Below are 15,474 nucleotides of genomic sequence, written 5' to 3'. Positions count from 1 at the left end.
GGGCTGGGACTGGGGGTAAGCCTGGGGCTGCTGCGAGTAGGACTGAGGCTGAGCCTGCGGGTACGGTTGGGGCTGAGCCTGCGGGTACGCCTGGGGCTGGGACTGGCCGTAGCCACCGCCGCCGTAACCGCCCTGGCCGGGCTGCTGGCCGCCCTGGGCTCCATAGCCTCCGTGACCGCCCTGGGCCCCGTAGCCGCCCTGCTGGCCGTAACCACCCTGGCCCGTGTACGCGCCCTGGCCCCCGTAGCCACCGGCCCCGGCGTAACCGCCCTGGTTGTCGTAGCCCCCCTGGTCGCCGTAGCCGCCGCCCTGATTCCCTTGGTTCCCCTGGTTCCCCTGGTTCCCGTACCCGCCGCCGGGGCCACCCTGAGCCTGGCCGTGCCCATGGCCCTGGCCGTAGCCGTCGTCGCCGCGCCGCTCGCCCAGGCCGAAGCCGCCCCAGTCCTCGTACCCGTCCGACGGCGCGGCCGGAGCCGCCGGAGCGGACGGGGCCGACTCCGCCTCCTCCGCCCTGACAGCGGCTTCCTTCTTCGCCTTGGACCGCGCCCGCAGGAACTCGATGGCAATCGGCACGACCGAGATCAGCACGATCGCGACCAGCATCAGCTCGATGTTCTTGTGAACGAACTCGATCTTGCCGAGCGCCGCGCCCAGCAGCGTCACCCCGCCGCCCCACAGGGCGCCGCCGATGACGTTGAAGATGAGGAACGAGCGGTAGTTCATCCGGCTCACGCCCGCGATGATCGGCGTGAACGTCCGGATCACCGGCACGAAGCGGGCCAGGACCAGCGACTTCGGCCCGTGCTTCTCGAAGAATTCATGGGCCTTCTCGACGTTCTCCTGTTTGAAGAGCTTCGAGTCCGGCCGCCGGAAGAGCGAGGGGCCCACCTTGCGGCCGAAGAGGTAGCCGGCCTGGTCGCCGAGGATCGCCGCCAGGATCACCAGGGCGCACACCACCCACAGCGGGTACTTCAGCGCGTTCGTCGTGACCAGCAGACCGGTCGTGAACAGGAGCGAGTCTCCCGGCAGGAAGAAGCCGATGAGCAGGCCCGACTCGGCGAAGACGATGGCCAGGACGCCCCACAGGCCGAACTGGCCGATCAGGTAGTCCGAGTCCAGCCACTGGGGGCCGAGCGCGAGAGTGGTGGGGGTCACGGGTGATGGGCTCCTGGGTCGAGGGCGCAGGCTCGTTGCGAGGCCCGGGCACAGGCACGGGGGAGGCGGTGTGCCGCCCGAGGTTACCAACGTGCCCGCGACGGCCCCGGTTCCAGACGGCCCCCCGCCGCCCGCCTCCGGGCGCACACGCCCGCTCACGTGCCGTGACGTTTCGCGTACACCCGGACGGCGCAACCCGGCCGCTCCGGCGTGCGTCCCGAACGACGAACGGCAAAACTGCACACACATACGGAGGTGGATGCATGGGCATCGAGGAGTACGGCGGCGGCCAGCAGTCCCAGGACGTACTGGTGGTCACCACCAACGATGTGCCCGGCTACCGGGTCGACCGTGTGATCGGTGAGGTCTTCGGCCTCACCGTGCGCTCCCGGCACATCGGCAGCCAGATCGGCGCCGGTCTGAAGTCCCTCGTGGGCGGTGAGCTCAAGGGTCTGACCAAGACCCTGGTCGAGACCCGCAACCAGGCCATGGAGCGGCTGATCGAGCAGGCCCGCTCGCGCGGCGCCAACGCGGTGCTCATGTTCCGCTTCGATGTGACGGAGGCCGCCGACGTCGGCACCGAGGTCTGCGCCTACGGCACGGCCGTGGTGATCTCCCCGCACGCGTGACCGTGACGGCGTGACCGTGACGGGGAGCCCCCACGACGCACGCGTGACGGGGAGCCCCCCACGACACGGCCCGGCCAGGCTCCCCGCTCAGGAGCCCTCCGCCGGGCTCGTGGCGCTGCCCGCGTGGCTCTTGGCCTCCTCACCGGCGCGCGGCTGTGCGTCCGGCCGCGCCGCGCGCCTGGGCAGCTTGCCCTGCGTCACGGCGATCACGGCGCCCAGCACCAGCACCAGCGCACCGGTTCCCTGGAGCCAGCCGAACGACTCCCCGAGCAGCACCGTGGCGCACAGGGTGTTGACGATGGGCACGTTGAACATCATGAGCGACGCCTTCGCGGGTCCCACCGCGCCGACACCCCGGTAGTAGAGGAGGTTGGCCACGGCGGCGGCCCCGATGGCCAGGAAGGCGGAGTTCCACCAGACGCTGGCGGGCAGCTCGCTCCACTCGACCTCCGGCAGGTCGGGGGCCGCGAGGACGGCCAGCAGCACGGCGCCCGCGCAGGTCGCGTACGTGGTGGCCTTCAGCGGCTCGATGCCCTTCAGGACGCGGGGCCCGGCCAGGGTGTAGGACGCCCAGCACACGGCGCTCAGCAGGAAGAGCGCGTCGCCCAGGAGTCGCGAGGACCCGCCTCCGCCGCTGCCGCCGGCGCCGAGGAAGAAGATCGCCGCACCGACGAGCCCGATGGCGAGGCCCGTCACCCGGGCCCAGTTGGGCTTCTCCTTGCCGGTCAGGAGGAGGAACGAGCTCGTCAGCACCGGGCTCATGACGGGGATCAGGATGCCCGCGTCCAGGGACGGGGCGAGCGACAGCCCCCAGAAGAAGAAGCCGTTGTAAGCGAAGACCCCCAGCACTCCGGCGGCCGCGGCGAGCCAGCCGTTGCGCGCGGGCACCCGCTGCTCGCGGTTGCCGAACAGCGCCACGGCCAGCAGCAGCGCCAGGGCGCCGCCTCCGAACCGCAGGAGCGCGCCCACGGAGTGGGGGACGTGTTCCACGACCGATTTGGAGCTCGAGAAGGAACTTCCCCAGAGCACCATGGTCGTCAGCAGCAGCACATAAGGATTACTGGTCCTACTCGTCGTAGCCATGGCACCGACTGTGGAGGACGGGCCGTTCCCCTGCCTTGAACGCTGGTGCGCAGGTCACATACACAATTCACATGCGCGGGTCACAATGGGCGCATGGCGAAGGGGAACGGTTGGGTTCGGTACTGGCGGGACGGCGCCCGCCCGTTGGAGGCCATGCACGCGCACTTCTTCGACCACGTCTACTCCCCGCACAGCCACGACGCCTACTCCTTCGGCATCACCGACGTGGGCGCGCAGAGTTTCCACTGCCGCGGGGCGAGCCACACCAGCGGGGCCGGCATGGTGATGGCGTTCAACCCCGACGAGGTCCATGACGGCCGGGCCGCCGCCGAGTTGGGCTATCAGTACCGCATCGTGCACATAGGTCCCTCGGTGGTGTCCGACACCCTCGCCGACGCCGCCGACGGAAGCGCGGGGGCGATGCCGCTGTTCGTACGCCCCGTGCTGACGGACCCCGTTCTCACCGGCGCGCTGGCCCGTCTGCACGAGGCGCTGGTCCAGCAGGCCGGCAGCCTGGTCCGCGAAGAACTGCTGACGACGGCGGTCCTAGCGCTCGCGGAACGCGGTGCGACGCGGGCGCCGCGCAGACGGACCCTGGTGGGCGAAGCGCAGCGCCGGGCGGCCCGGCAGGCCCGAAGCCTGATCAACGAGGCGTTTCTGGAACCCATATCGGCGCAGGAACTGGCCGCAGTGGCCGGATGCAGCCGGTTCGCGCTGTACCGGGCCTTCCGTTCGGAGTTCGGGATGCCGCCGAGCGACTATCAGCGTCTCCTGAGACTCCGCAGGGCCCGGCAGCTGCTCACGGACGGCCAGGCTCCGGCGGACGCCGCGGCGTCCGCCGGGTTCTCCGACCAGGCGCACTTCAACCGCTGGTTCAAGCGCACCTACGGCATCACACCGGCGGTCTACCAGCGCGCGGGACAGTGACTACGCGCGCGGGACGGTGACTACGACTGTCCGACCGTCACGGCGGAAGCGCGCACTTCGGGATCGGTGGGCGGTGACGGTTCGCGGAGGGTCCCCGTGAGCTTGAGGAGCGGCGTGGTCATGACGGTGGTCGCCAGCGCCACGATGGTCAGCAGTCCGAGCATCTCCTTGTTGATGAGATGGGCCTCGTAGCCGATCTGCAGCACCACCAGCTCGGTGAGCCCGCGCGCGTTGAGCAGGATGCCCAGGGTGAGGGACTCCGACCAGGGCAGCCCCGTGAGCCGTGCGCTCAGGCCGGGGCCGAAGACCTTCCCCGCGGTCGCGACGGCCAGGAGGGCCAGCAGGGCCAGGCCGGCTCCGCCGCCCAGGTGGAGCGAGTGGAGGTCGACGCTGAGGCCGAACCCCAGGAAGAAGAAGGGCAGCAGGACGGTCTTGGCCGTGCTCGCCAGGGGCGCCGCCGCGGCGCTCGCCTTCCGGTGTCCATGGGGCCAGACCAGTCCGACCAGGAGGGCGCCGATGAGCTGGTGAATGCCCAGCGCGGCGGTGAGGGTCGCGGAGGCCGCCACGGCGACCACCAGGAGCAGTGTGACCACGGGCGTGCTGGGCGTGTCCCCGCGTTCGGGCCAGCGCAGCATCAGGCGCCGTAGCGGGCCTACGAAGAGCACGGTCACGGCGATCACCACCAGGGCCTTGCCGAGCACGGACGTGAGGTCGGTGCCGTGCGCGAGGGAGAGGATCGCGGAGAGCATGAGCCAGCTCCCGCCGTCGCCGACCGCGGCCGCGAACAGGCTGAGTTGGCCCGGCCGGGTCCGGGAGATCCCGAGGTCGCTGAGGATCCGCGCGAGCACCGGGAACGCGGTGATGCTCAGCGCGCACCCGACGAACAGCACGAAGGCCACGGGCGGCACCCCGGGGACGAGGTAGTCGTCCATGAGCGGCAGGGCGACCACCACACCGGCGGCGAACGGCACGAAGAGCGACGACTGGCTGATCAGCACGGCGCGCGGCGCCGCGCCGCGCAGCCGCATGGACGCGAGCTCCTGTCCCACTCCGAACATGAAGAGCACAAGACCGAATTGCGCCAGCCCGTTGAACATGGGCAGCACGCCGTGGGGAAACAGCCACCCGGTCACGCCGGGGGCCACGGAGCCGAGAAAGGACGGGCCGAGAAGGATGCCGGCGGCTATTTCGCCGGTGACTCTCGGCTGCCGTAACTTGACCGCCACGAATCCCATTATCTGAGACGCCAGCAGCACCGCGGCCGCGCCCAGGAAGAAGTGCCCGACGGTGTCCAGAATTGTTTGCCCGGCGGCACCGGATTTTCCGGAAGAGCGAGTTCCGCCTGCCCGGATCGACACGGTGAGGATCACCGCGAGAGGCAGTAGAACGGTTAAAACGATCGCGGCGTGCACCCGCCACCGGGGGCTACCGCGACCTGTCTTCTCCAGCTCGGTACGTGCCAACTCCCCCCCAGGAAGGCCAGTTCACCCATAGGTAATGGCGGCGAGCCAACCCCACGCCCGACCGCCCCGTCCACCCCGAGTGATCAATGTCACATGATCTTGCCAAGCGCATATGACGATGTGAGAGCGTTCTCCCCGCTGCGAATTTCAAGACCAATGCATCTCGCAACTTGAGACAGCAATCTGAACCATGGGGCGGACTTCATGGCAAAAACGGACGCTGTTGTTGGCCCTCAAGAAACGTTATTGGCCCTCTTAAACCAGTCGGTGCGCAGCTTTCCGGAGCGCGACGCCCTGTCCGACGGCACTCAGCGGTTCTCCTACCGCCGGCTCGACGACTGGTCGGACACCATCGGATCGCTGCTCCGCGCACAGGGAGTGCGCCCGGGTGACCGTGTCGCCCTGCGCATGTCCCCCGGCGCCGAGGCGGTCGCCGCCATGATCGGCATCCTCAAGGCGGGGGCCGCGTACGTTCCCCTGGACCTCCGGCACCCGTCGTCGAGGAAGAACTTCATCATCGCCGACAGCGGGGCGACCACGATCGTCGGCGATCCGGGCGAGGACATCGCCGACACCGCGATCACCACCGTGATCACCACGGCGGAGATCGCCGAACTGGCCGGCCGGCCCCCGGAGCGGCTGTCCGGCCCCGGGCCCGACCCGCAGGCCACCGCCTACGTCATCTACACCTCCGGGACGACCGGCGCCCCGAAGGGCGTACCGGTCCGCCACCATCACGCGGCCGCCCTCTTCACGGCCGCGCGAACGGTCTTCGAGTTCGACGAGCGGGACCGCTGGCTGCTCTTCCACTCGATCGCCTTCGACTTCTCCGTGTGGGAGATCTGGGGCGCCTTCACCACCGGTGCCGAACTGGTGGTGCTGCCCCACTGGGCGGCGCGGACGCCCGACAAATACCTCGGCGTGATCGCCGATCAGGGCATCACCGTCCTCAACCAGACGCCCACGGCGTTCGTGACGCTCGCCGAAGCGGCCCTGCGGTCCGGCCGGGACATGCCCGCCCTGCGGTACGTCATCTTCGGCGGGGAGAAGCTGGCGCCCGCCGCGCTCCGCCCCTGGGCCAAGCGGTACGGCCTCGCCGGCCCCCGGCTGGTGAACGGCTACGGGATCACCGAGACCACCGTCTTCACCACGTTCCACGAGGTCGGCGAGGACGACCTGGTCTCGGACGAGTCCGTGATCGGCGCCGCCCTGCCGGGCTTCGAGCTCCGGGTGGTCGACGAGAGCGGCCAGGACGTACCGGACGGCGAGACCGGTGAGCTGTGGCTCGCCGGCCCACAGGTGACCGACGGGTACCTCAACCGGCCCGAGCTCACCGCCGAGAAGTTCCCGCTGGTCACCGACCCCGACACCGGGGAGAGCGTCCGCTACTACCGCTCCGGCGACCTGGTGAACCGGCTGCCCGACGGCACGCTCGCCTACACCGGCCGGGCGGACCTCCAGGTCAAGCTCCGCGGGTACCGCATCGAGCTCAGCGACATCGAAGCCGTCGTGCGCCGGCACGAGGACGTGCTCGACGCGGTGGTCCAGGTGCGCCAGTTCAAGGCCGGCGACGACCGGCTGGTCTGCGCCTTCGTCGCCCGCGACGAGGACCGGCACCCGACAGCCGCCGATCTCCGCGCGCACGTCAAGGAGCTCCTTCCCGCCTATATGCATCCGGCCCGCTATCTGCGGCTGCCGGAATTGCCCAGCACCGTCAATGGAAAGGTCGACCGGGCCGCTGTCGCCCGGTCATGGAACGAAACGGCTGCCACATGAGTGAACTGACGCAGAACAAGCCGGGCCTGGACGAGGTGCAGCGCCTGATCCTGGAGTGGTCCACGGAGCTCCTGGAGGAGCCGACCACCGACGCCGACAACTTCCTGGACCTGGGCGGCCACTCGGCGCTGGCCCTTGAGCTGAGCAATCAGATCAAGGAGCGCTTCGACGTCGAGGTCGACATCCAGGTCCTCTTCGAGCGCACCCTCGGCGAGGTTGCGCTCGAAGTGACCCGTCTCGTCTGAACGACCGTACAGACCTGTAGAGAGCGGATGACAAAGATGACTACTTCAGAGCAGACGTCCTTCTCCCTGACCGAGGCCGAGGTCGCGCAGTTCGAGCGGGACGGCTTCCTCGGCCCCATCAAGATCTACGAGGTGGAGGAGATGGAGGAGCGCTGGAAGACCATCCAGCGCGAGCTGCGCGACCGTTCCCACGCCATCTACCCCGTGGGCGAGGGCAAGGCGAGCAGCATCTCCAACTACGACCGCCACCTGGACATCGACCTGCTCTCCGAGCACATCCTGAAGGCGGAGATCGTCGACCGCGTCGCGTCCCTCCTGGGCCCCGACCTGCTCTGCTGGCGCAGCGAGTTCTTCCCCAAGTACCAGGGCGACGAGGGCACCGACTGGCACCAGGCGGCGACCTTCGCGCACGCCAGCGGCAGCCCGCAGATCCTCTGGCCCTCGGAGGACGGCCTGCCGGCGTTCGGCGGCACCATCACCGTGTGGACCGCGTTCACGCACTCCACGAAGGAGAACGGCTGCCTCCAGCTGATGCCCGGGACTCACAAGCACATGAACTACGACGAGTCCAAGGGCATGGAGTACGAGGCCGACGCGTTCAACGCCCGTGAGAAGGACGGCATCAAGCGGGGCTTCTTCGGCTACGACTACCGGCAGCTCCAGAAGGACCCCGACTGGAGCCCGGACGAGTCCCAGGCGTTCCCCCTGGTCATGAAGCCCGGTGAGTGCGTGATCTTCTGGTCGACGCTGATGCACGCGTCGCTCCCGCACACCGGCACCAAGAAGGACTACCGCATGGGCTACGCGGCCCGCTTCGTCCCCACCCAGGTGCAGGTCTACCCGGGCACGGAGGAGGTCAGCGAGTACGGCGGCGGCATCGTCCTCGACAAGTACGGCGCCGTGGTGGTGTCCGGCGAGGACACGTACGGGCACAACCGCATCGCGAAGGAGAGCCAGCGCGGCTTCCAGTTCGTACCGCGTCAGCAGGGCTGACGGGCCGGCGTTCGACGGTCCGACGGAGGGCGGGGCGGTCCCGGGGCCGGCCCCGCCCTCCGTGGACCTCGGTACCGCGCGGTCCACGGAGACAACGGGAGGCAATATGAAGCCCTATCCACTCATCCTGCTCCATCACGCGGGCGGATCCGCCGCCTTCTTCGCGCCCCTGGCGAAGGCGTTGCCGCCGGAGATCCAGCCGATAGCCCTGGACCTTCCGGGCCGGGGACGCCGCTGGCGCGAGGCCGCCGTCACCTCCATCGACGAGGCCACCGACTCGCTGCTGGACGCCGTCTCCGCCGTCAACGGCCCCTTCGCCGTCTTCGGCCACAGCCTGGGCGCCTATGTCGGTCTCGCCCTGGCGGCCCGGCTGGAGGAGACCACGGGGATCAGCCGTTGCTCCACCCTCTTCGCCTCGGCGAACGCGGGGCCGGGGGGAGCGGTCCTTCCGTTCGAGGGTTCGCCGCTGCTGGTGTCCGACGAGGACATCTTCGAGATCACGAACAAGTCCGGCGGCGGTCTCTCCCAGGAGGTGCTGGACCACCCGCAGTTGCGGCGGCGATCGGCCGGCCTCCTCCGCGCGGACTTCGCGGTCTCGCAGTCCTTCCTGTCCAAGCAGCGCCGTACCGTCACCGAGGCCGACATCGTCGTGTGCTGGGGACGCGACGACATCTTCACCCCCCGACAGCTCGACCAGTGGCGGCTGAACTCGACCCAGCCGACCGAGTCCCACGGCTTCCCCGGGGACCACTTCTACCTGGAGCAGAACGTTCCGGAACTGGTGGATCTCATCACGCGGCGACTCCTCGTCCCCGCCGCGCAGCGGGGCTGAAATCCACCGCTCGCCAGGGCGCCGCACGTCGGGATCTTGACCGTATAGTGTGACGATCGCCAGGCGTTGACCCGCCGACCGGAGCCCGGACGAGGCTCGCGGCCGGGCCGTGAGGGTGGTGTCGCGGGAGCCGTGCGCTCGGCCTTTCTTGGAACGCATCACGCAAACGGACCGGAGTTAGCCCTCGATGACATCCCCGACATCCCCGCAGTACCGTCAGGTGCCCGCCCAGGTGGATCTGCCCGCCCTTGAGCACGCGGTGCTCGACTTCTGGCGTGAGCAGAAGGTCTTCGCCAAGAGCCTCGAGCAGTCCGAGGGCCGCCCCGAGTGGGTGTTCTACGAGGGCCCGCCGACCGCCAACGGCATGCCCGGCGCCCACCACATCGAGGCCCGCGTCTTCAAGGACGTCTTCCCGCGTTTCCGCACGATGCAGGGCTACCACGTGGCCCGGAAGGCCGGCTGGGACTGCCACGGCCTGCCGGTCGAGCTCGCGGTGGAGAAGGAGCTGGGCTTCTCCGGCAAGCAGGACATCGAGGCGTACGGCATCGCCGAGTTCAACGCCAAGTGCCGGGAGTCGGTGACCCGTCACACCGACGCCTTCGCCGAGCTCACGACCCGCATGGGCTACTGGGTCGACCTGGACGACGCCTACCGGACGATGGACCCGGAGTACGTCGAGTCCGTGTGGTGGTCGCTGAAGGAGATCTTCAACAAGGGGCTGCTGGTCCAGGACCACCGCGTCGCCCCCTGGTGCCCCCGCTGCGGCACCGGCCTCTCCGACCATGAACTGGCCCAGGGCTACGAGACGGTCGTCGACCCGTCCGTCTTCGTCCGCTTCCCGCTGACCTCCGGCCCGCTCGCCGGCGAGGCCTCGCTGCTCGCCTGGACCACGACCCCGTGGACGCTGGTCTCCAACACCGCCGTCGCCGTCAACGCCGAGGTGACGTACGTGGTCGCCACCGACGGCACCGAGAAGCTGGTCGTCGCCGAGGCGCTGCTGGAGAAGGCCCTCGGCGAGGGCTGGACGGCCACTGGCCAGTCGTTCACCGGCGCCGAGATGGAGCGCTGGAACTACCAGGCGCCGTTCTCCATCGTCGACCTCGAAGGCGCCAACTTCGTCGTCAACGGTGACCACGTCACGACCGAGAGCGGCAGCGGCCTCGTCCACACCAACCCCGCCTTCGGCGAGGACGACTACCGGGTGTGCAAGGCGTACGGGATGCCGCTGGTGAACCCCGTCCGCCAGGACGGCACGTTCGACGAGAACCTTCCGCTCGTCGGCGGCGTGTTCTTCAAGAAGGCCGACGAGATCGTCCTCGCCGACCTCAAGGACCGCGGCCTGCTCTTCCGCCACGAGGCGTACGAGCACAGCTACCCCCACTGCTGGCGCTGCCACACCGCGCTCCTCTACTACGCGCAGCCGTCCTGGTACATCCGCACCACCGCCGTCAAGGACGCGATGCTGCGGGAGAACGAGAAGACCAACTGGTTCCCGGACTCGGTCAAGCAGGGCCGCTTCGGCGACTGGCTGAACAACAACATCGACTGGGCCCTGTCCCGCAACCGCTACTGGGGCACCCCGCTACCCATCTGGCGCTGCGAGGACAACCACCTCACCTGCGTGGGCTCGCGCGCCGAGCTGACGGAACTGTCGGGCAAGGACCAGAGCGACCTGGACCCCCACCGCCCCTACATCGACGACGTCACCTTCACCTGCACGGCAGAGGGGTGCTCGCTGGAGGCGGTCCGCGTCCCGGAGGTCATCGACGCCTGGTACGACTCGGGCTCCATGCCGTTCGCGCAGTACGGCTACCCGTACAAGAACAAGGAACTGTTCGAGTCCCGCTACCCGGCGCAGTTCATCAGCGAGGCGATCGACCAGACGCGTGGCTGGTTCTACACGCTGATGGCGGTCGGCACGCTGGTCTTCGACAAGTCGTCGTACGAGAACGTCGTCTGCCTCGGCCACATCCTCGCCGAGGACGGCCGGAAGATGTCCAAGCACCTGGGCAACATCCTCCAGCCCATCCCGCTGATGGACCAGCACGGCGCCGACGCCGTCCGCTGGTTCATGGCCGCCGGCGGCTCACCGTGGGCGGCACGCCGCGTCGGCCACGGAACGATCCAGGAGGTCGTCCGCAAGACGCTCCTCACCTACTGGAACACGGTCGCCTTCCAGGCCCTGTACGCCCGCACGTCCGACTGGGCGCCGAGCGACACCGACCCGGCCCCGGCCGACCGCACGGTCCTGGACCGCTGGCTGCTGTCCGAGCTCAACTCCCTGGTGGAGCAGGTCACGTCGGCCCTGGAGGCCTACGACACCCAGCGCGCCGGAAAACTGCTGTCGTCCTTCGTCGACGACCTCTCCAACTGGTACGTCCGCCGCTCCCGCCGCCGCTTCTGGCAGGGCGACGCGGCCGCACTGCGCACGCTGCACGACGTGATGGAGACGGTCACCCGCCTGATGGCCCCCCTCACCCCGTTCATCGCCGAGCGGGTCTGGCAGGACATGGTGGTCCCGGTCACCCCGGACGCCCCCGAGTCCGTCCACCTCTCCTCCTGGCCCAAGGCCGACACGACAGCGATCGACCCGACGCTGTCGCAGCAGATGCTGCTGGTCCGCCGCCTGGTCGAGCTGGGCCGCGCCACGCGCGCCGAGTCCGGCGTCAAGACCCGCCAGCCGCTGTCCCGCGCCCTGGTCGCGGCGGCGGGCTTCGAGCAGCTCTCCCCCGAACTGCACACGCAGATCACGGACGAGCTGAACGTGTCGTCCCTGGCCTCCCTCTCCGAGGTGGGCGGCTCCCTGGTCGACACGACAGCAAAGGCCAACTTCCGCGCGCTGGGCAAGCGCTTCGGCAAGGGCGTCCAGGACGTGGCGAAGGCGGTCGCGGCGGCGGACGCGGCGGCGCTGTCCGCCTCGCTCCGCGACACCGGCACGGCGACGGTGGAGGTCGCCGGCGAGACGGTCGCGCTCACCCCGGACGAGGTCGTCATCACCGAGACCCCGCGCGAGGGCTGGTCCGTGGCCTCCGACTCCGGCGCGACGGTCGCCCTCGACCTGGAGATCACCCCGGAGCTGCGGCTCGCGGGCCTCGCCCGCGACGCGATCCGGCTGATCCAGGAGGCCCGCAAGAACAGCGGCCTGGACGTGGCCGACCGCATCGCGGTCCGCTGGACCGCCACGTCGCCCGAGACGACGGAGGCCCTGACGGCCCACGCCGAACTGATAGCCGACGAGGTCCTCGCCACGGACTTCGCCACCGGCGAGGCGGACGGCTCCTACGGCGAGCCGTTCACGGACGAGGGCCTCGCCCTCACCTTCCGCCTCCGCAAGGCGTAACCGGCAGGTTCTCCCCTCGCGTTCCGCCCCACCGGATTCATCCGGTGGGGCGGAGTGCTTCCGGAACGGCGCGAGTCGGAGAAACGGTCCGTCGTCACCTGCATGAGTGGCGCTACCGTCGGATACGGGACATGTGTCCACGATCCCGCCCACTATCCAGTCCATGGGAGCAGTGATGGCCGCAGAAGCCAGGTACGAGCAGCCGGAGCGAGCCACGCCGGAGAACTGGATGTACCCGCCGGGGGACGGCTGGACGTACGACCAGGTGAAGGAGCTGGTCCTGCCGTTCGACTGGGAACTCGTGGATGGGAACATCGTGGTTCGAGGAGCGACCAAGTGGTGGCACGACGAAGTACGGGATGAAATCTTCGTCCGCCTGCGCACCGCCAAGCACGAGCCGTACCACGTGAACAGCGAACGCTGGACCATGGTTGACGCCTTCAACATCCCGAGGCCTGATGTCGTGGTCTTCGACAAGCGAGACCTCGATATCCGCACCTTGGAATGCATTCCCGTGAAGAAGGTCGTTCTCGTGGTCGAGGTCGTCTCCCCCGGCTCTCGCAAGGATGACCGATTCATGAAGCCCGGCATGTTCGCCGAGGCCGGTGTCGCCTCCTACTGGCGCATCGAGCGGGGTGAAGACGACATCCCTGAGGGGTACGAGTACCGACTGGACCATGAAACGGGGTGCTACTCAACTGAGTTCACACACCACATCGGCAGCCTCAAGACCGACGTCCCCTTCCCCATCGAGATCGATCTCCGCAGCCTGATCGAGGGTTGATCACCCCGGCGTCATTTCTCCGCCGCCGCGTAGAACTGCCGCGCCCAGTGGCGGAGCTCCCCCACCGGACCGTCGCCGCGCTGAAGGCGGGGCTGGGGGAGATAGCGCTTGTTGTGCCAGATGGTGATGTCCTTGCGGACGTCGTGCGTGAGCCACGTGAGGCCGAAGCGGGACAGGATGTGGGACGCGACGGCGATCGGCGGTTCGCGCAGGCGCCATGGGATCGCCCACGGCACCGTGATCGCGCAGCCGACGAAGACGCGGAACTGCGTCCGCCACGGCCCGGTCGGCGTGGGGTTCACCCACATCCGCACCGACACCCCCAGCGCCGGGATCTCCGCCTCCGCCAGCACCAGCCCCAACCCGAACTGCCGTACCGCGTAGTCCACCGGCACTATGCCGACGATGGGAAGGCTGCGACGAGCCCGCAGCCTGGCCGTGCGGACCGGGCCGTCCGTTCGCGCGAGAAGAAGCTCCTTCGTGTCCACGAAGCCGTGGATCGGGCCCATGTGCCCGTAGTCGGAAAGGTTTTCCGCCACTTCCTGGGGATGGGTGTCCGCCTGCAGGGTGCGTTGCACGGGAGTGCTGAAACCCGGCTTCGGCAGCTCCGGCAGCTGCCAGTCGGGCGGCGCCCCCGTCTCGTCGTACCAGACGCAGATCATGCCGTTGACCTCGCACACAGGCAGCAAGGTCAGTGACAGCTCCGGCGGGTTCGGTCCGTACGGCGATCGGCGGCAGGTGCCGTCCGGGCCGTAGGCGAAGCGGTGAAAGGGACAGACGAGGTATTCACCGTCCACCGTGCCGCCATGGCCCAGATGGGCCCCGAGATGCGGGCAGTGCGGACGGGTCGCCCGTACCCGCCCGCCACGGGTGCGGTACAGGACGATGTCCTCCCCCGCCAGCCGACGCGTGGAGACCGTGCCGGCCTTCAACTCACGGGTCGAGCTCAGACAGAACCAGCCCCGTGGATAGGGCAGCGGGGCGGGCGCATTCGGGTTCCCCTCCACATCACCATGCTGCCGCCCGTCAAGGTGGCTCAAACAGGACTTTTGTCTATTTCAGTGGGATGTCGATGCCTACGCCCATCATCGTGGCCACTGTGAGCGCTGATGCGTGAACTTTCCTCATCGCACGGCCGAAACCACTCTGGCCTGCAATCGTCGTATGCAGTAGCGACGGGAGTAAGTACGGGAGGACGCACGCAATGACGTCGGACACGCACACGCGCCCACGGCCCATGGCTTGGCAGTACTGCGGCGAACAGATCAAGCTGTGGCGGAACCTGGCCGGAGTCAGTCGCGAGACGCTGGCCCGGGAGGCGGGGTACGGCAGCGACATGATCGCGTCGGTCGAGCAGGGGCGGCGGAGGCCCGTGGGGCATCTGCTGCGGGTCGCCGATCAACTGTGCGGGGCGAAGGGGCTGCTGCGGGCGGCGGAGAAGTACCTGGAGCCGGAGCCGGTTCCGGAGCTGAGCCAGGACTACATGCAGTACGAGGAAGAGGCGATCGCCATCAGCTCGTACCAGCCCATGCGCATCCCAGGGCTGCTTCAGACAGAGGAGTACGCGCACGCGCAGATCAGCGGCCACTGGCCGCCGCTCGTAGAGGCCATCGTGGAGGAACGTGTCGCGAATCGCCGCAAGCGCCAAGCTCTCCTGGATGACCAAACGCGAGTGTTCAACTACGTGATCGGAGAACCAGCCCTGCGCTTCCCGATCGCAAGCACGGAGCAGCACCGACGGCAGTTGCACCACTTGCTGGCGGTGGGCGAGCGTCGCAATGTGACGATCCAGGCGCTTCGGTTCAGTGGCGCCCCCACAGCGCACGACGGGTCGTTCCTCTTGTTCGAGACCCCGGATCACAAGCGTTTCGCCTACGAAGAGGGACAACTGGGCGCCCATTTGACCGCCGAACCGGACAGGGTCAGCAAGGCGGCACAGAAGCTCACCCTGCTCGCCCAACTGGCCATGCCTCCCGCAGAATCGGCTCGCTTCATCAAGGAATTGGCAGACACGCAATGAAATGGTTCAAGTCGAGTTTCAGCGACACGATAGGGGCCGACTGCGTGGAGGTCGCGACCTCCCCGCACGCCGTCCACGTCCGGGACTCGAAGCTCGGGTCGGACGACAGCCCCCGAATATCCGTCCCCAGGGCATCCTGGGGAACGTTCCTGCACCACCCGAGCTTCGGGGTTCGGGATTCGAGCGCCATCTCTTAGGAATGGGAGGTGGGTTGAACCCACCCACCC

At 68.8% G+C, this 15,474-nt stretch carries 14 protein-coding genes; 10 read left to right on the top strand and 4 right to left on the bottom strand.

What is annotated here, in order from left to right; all coding sequences use genetic code 11:
- Window positions 1–1,155: DedA family protein (locus tag K6I33_RS18835; protein ID WP_229353902.1), on the bottom strand; the 1,155-nt coding region annotated here is incomplete at its 3' end.
- 263 nt (window positions 1,156–1,418) lie between these two features.
- On the opposite strand from K6I33_RS18835, the gene K6I33_RS18830 reads away from it, so the two are divergent.
- Window positions 1,419–1,784: a YbjQ family protein gene (locus K6I33_RS18830; RefSeq protein ID WP_229353900.1), complete on the top strand. Its 366-nt coding sequence runs from the start codon at window positions 1,419–1,421 to the stop codon at window positions 1,782–1,784.
- Between the two features lie 87 nt (window positions 1,785–1,871).
- On the opposite strand, the gene K6I33_RS18825 is transcribed toward K6I33_RS18830, so the two are convergent.
- Window positions 1,872–2,867, bottom strand: coding sequence for a DMT family transporter (locus K6I33_RS18825; protein WP_229353898.1), 996 nt, complete (start codon window positions 2,865–2,867; stop codon window positions 1,872–1,874).
- 93 nt (window positions 2,868–2,960) lie between these two features.
- Here K6I33_RS18825 and K6I33_RS18820 point away from each other — a divergent pair, with 93 nt between their 5' ends.
- Window positions 2,961–3,794: an AraC family transcriptional regulator gene (locus K6I33_RS18820; protein WP_229353896.1), complete on the top strand. Its 834-nt coding sequence runs from the start codon at window positions 2,961–2,963 to the stop codon at window positions 3,792–3,794.
- 20 nt (window positions 3,795–3,814) lie between these two features.
- Here the strand turns inward: K6I33_RS18820 and K6I33_RS18815 are convergent, their stop codons facing one another.
- Entirely contained in the window at window positions 3,815–5,020 is a 1,206-nt protein-coding gene (locus K6I33_RS18815) for a cation:proton antiporter (protein WP_229353894.1), read from the bottom strand.
- A 504-nt stretch (window positions 5,021–5,524) separates the two neighbouring features.
- Between K6I33_RS18815 and K6I33_RS18810 the strand changes: the two genes are divergently transcribed.
- The 6 genes from K6I33_RS18810 (at window position 5,525) to K6I33_RS18785 (ending at window position 13,227) form a co-directional block, all read left to right on the top strand.
- On the top strand, window positions 5,525–7,033 hold the full coding sequence (locus K6I33_RS18810; RefSeq protein ID WP_229353889.1) for an amino acid adenylation domain-containing protein: 1,509 nt from the start codon (window positions 5,525–5,527) through the stop codon (window positions 7,031–7,033).
- Window positions 7,030–7,278 carry a phosphopantetheine-binding protein gene (locus K6I33_RS18805; RefSeq protein ID WP_229353887.1) on the top strand — a complete coding sequence of 83 codons (249 nt, stop codon included), beginning with the start codon at window positions 7,030–7,032 and terminating at the stop codon, window positions 7,276–7,278. Before K6I33_RS18810 ends, K6I33_RS18805 begins: the two co-directional genes overlap by 4 nt.
- A gap of 36 nt (window positions 7,279–7,314) precedes the next feature.
- On the top strand, window positions 7,315–8,271 hold the full coding sequence (locus tag K6I33_RS18800; protein WP_229353885.1) for a chlorinating enzyme: 957 nt from the start codon (window positions 7,315–7,317) through the stop codon (window positions 8,269–8,271).
- 106 nt (window positions 8,272–8,377) lie between these two features.
- On the top strand, window positions 8,378–9,103 hold the full coding sequence (locus K6I33_RS18795) for a thioesterase II family protein (protein WP_229353882.1): 726 nt from the start codon (window positions 8,378–8,380) through the stop codon (window positions 9,101–9,103).
- A gap of 187 nt (window positions 9,104–9,290) precedes the next feature.
- Complete coding sequence (ileS, locus tag K6I33_RS18790) at window positions 9,291–12,443, top strand: isoleucine--tRNA ligase (protein WP_229353881.1); 3,153 nt, start codon at window positions 9,291–9,293, stop codon at window positions 12,441–12,443.
- A 163-nt stretch (window positions 12,444–12,606) separates the two neighbouring features.
- On the top strand, window positions 12,607–13,227 hold the full coding sequence (locus K6I33_RS18785; protein WP_229353876.1) for a Uma2 family endonuclease: 621 nt from the start codon (window positions 12,607–12,609) through the stop codon (window positions 13,225–13,227).
- Window positions 13,228–13,238: 11 nt separating this feature from the next.
- Here K6I33_RS18785 and K6I33_RS18780 read toward each other — a convergent pair whose 3' ends face one another.
- Window positions 13,239–14,234 carry a Rieske 2Fe-2S domain-containing protein gene (locus tag K6I33_RS18780; protein ID WP_229353867.1) on the bottom strand — a complete coding sequence of 332 codons (996 nt, stop codon included), beginning with the start codon at window positions 14,232–14,234 and terminating at the stop codon, window positions 13,239–13,241.
- 197 nt (window positions 14,235–14,431) lie between these two features.
- Between K6I33_RS18780 and K6I33_RS18775 the strand changes: the two genes are divergently transcribed.
- The gene (locus K6I33_RS18775; protein WP_229353865.1) at window positions 14,432–15,247 is read left to right on the top strand and encodes a helix-turn-helix transcriptional regulator; all 816 of its coding nucleotides are present in this window, start codon (window positions 14,432–14,434) and stop codon (window positions 15,245–15,247) included.
- The gene (locus K6I33_RS18770) at window positions 15,244–15,444 is read left to right on the top strand and encodes a DUF397 domain-containing protein (protein WP_229353863.1); all 201 of its coding nucleotides are present in this window, start codon (window positions 15,244–15,246) and stop codon (window positions 15,442–15,444) included. The genes K6I33_RS18775 and K6I33_RS18770 overlap by 4 nt, the downstream gene beginning before the upstream one ends.
- Window positions 15,445–15,474 lie beyond the last annotated feature (30 nt).

The organism is Streptomyces sp. UNOB3_S3 (assembly GCF_020740895.1).
Classification (GTDB): Bacteria; Actinomycetota; Actinomycetes; order Streptomycetales; family Streptomycetaceae; genus Streptomyces.
This window is presented reverse-complemented; position numbering and strand designations above follow the sequence as displayed.